The organism is Mesorhizobium sp. M0040, from assembly GCF_040323505.1.
In the GTDB taxonomy this organism is placed as follows: domain Bacteria; phylum Pseudomonadota; class Alphaproteobacteria; order Rhizobiales; family Rhizobiaceae; genus Mesorhizobium.
The window spans coordinates 1-1336 of record NZ_JAMYVA010000130.1; the positions used below are offsets into that span (position 1 = coordinate 1).

The window sequence follows — 1336 nt, forward strand, 5'->3', positions numbered from 1 at the left end:
ATCACCGCCGGCGCCTGACGAGGTTCGCGGAAAAGCGCCCAACAGCGGCCACATCGCCGCTTCAGGCCGCCAAAACCTCATCGCCGTGCATCAAGGCGGCTAGCAAGCTAACCAGCAGACTCTTCGGAACGCTTTTTTGCTTATGATTGATAGTAATGAAAAGATCAGCTTCCTTTTGGACAGCCATCTTCTCAAACGCTAGGACAAAAAGGCTTTGATCTAAATATTCTTCATCTAGATGCGAAAATCCATACAGACGGTGCTGGCCATCGATGATCCAGGCCGAGCGGTATTTTGAGGGCAATGTGATCCAGCCGAATTTAATATTCGGATCCGTATTCTCGGCGTTCGAGATCAGATCAAAGCGCGGAGCATCCGAGAAATTGACCAGAATGTTGGTAGGGAAAAAACCGCCTTTCTGAATAAACGCACCAATTTCCTTGATCCGGGAAGAGGATATCATACGCTGATAAGCTGGGCGTCCGTCAGGATGGTTCAGCGCTTGGTGATTGATGAATGCAATTTTCACCAGGTTCCGAGGCGTCGTAACAAAGCTGTAAAACAGCTCGCCACCAATCTTACCGCGGATCGCAGGCAGCTTGACATTAGCGAGTCCCGGAACTTTCTGACCCTTAAGAAACTCGCCGAGAATTTGATACCTACCGGCTGGCCCCATGTGCTTTACAAAAGTTTCAAAATATTGAAGCCCGTTCTCGGTAATAATTTTTATATCATAAGCATCGGCGCATTCTATGTCCGGCATTGACCACAGTATATTATTGGTTACATATACCCAAATTATTTTTGGCTTCATCCCTTCCTTAAAACGTTTGCCAATTGCCTCCCGGAAATATTGTTGTAGCGATATTGTTTCTTGAATGTCCTTTTGCAGTGAGCGCCGTCCGCGCTCCGCCCGTGACTTACATTCAATCACAAGCGCGGTTTCGCCATCCTCGGCGTAGACATCAATCTGCTTCTTCCCGACTGAGCTGTCGCTCCGTGTAAAGGTGATCTTGAAACTGGCACCATTCAGGCTTCGGTAGCCCATGGCGTGAAATAAGCACCAGACTCGATCTTCCAACCATTTGTCATGCCCTTTCTCCCGCCTGAGCTGGGTCGATCGCTTACCGGAGCGTTGGGCGATCCATCCTTTAGCTTCCTCGGCGGGAACATCAGCAGGATGCACGCTCTTTAGGTCACTGGTGTTCCTACGCTTGCGATATTCTGAAGCGAGTCGTCTAATCGCTCGAGCGTCAAGGGGGTGAGTGCAAGGCTGTCGTCCTTTCTGTCGATTCTCGTTCGTCCGCATGCCGGGTACAGGGTCGTCTACGCGGTC

The 1336-nt window shown here is 50.1% G+C and carries 1 protein-coding gene; it reads right to left on the bottom strand.

Annotation, left to right across the window (positions count from 1 at the left end; all coding sequences use genetic code 11):
- Nucleotides 1-61: 61 nt before the first annotated feature.
- Nucleotides 62-1336: DGQHR domain-containing protein (locus NKJ91_RS33580; protein WP_352458925.1), on the bottom strand; the 1275-nt coding region annotated here is incomplete at its 5' end.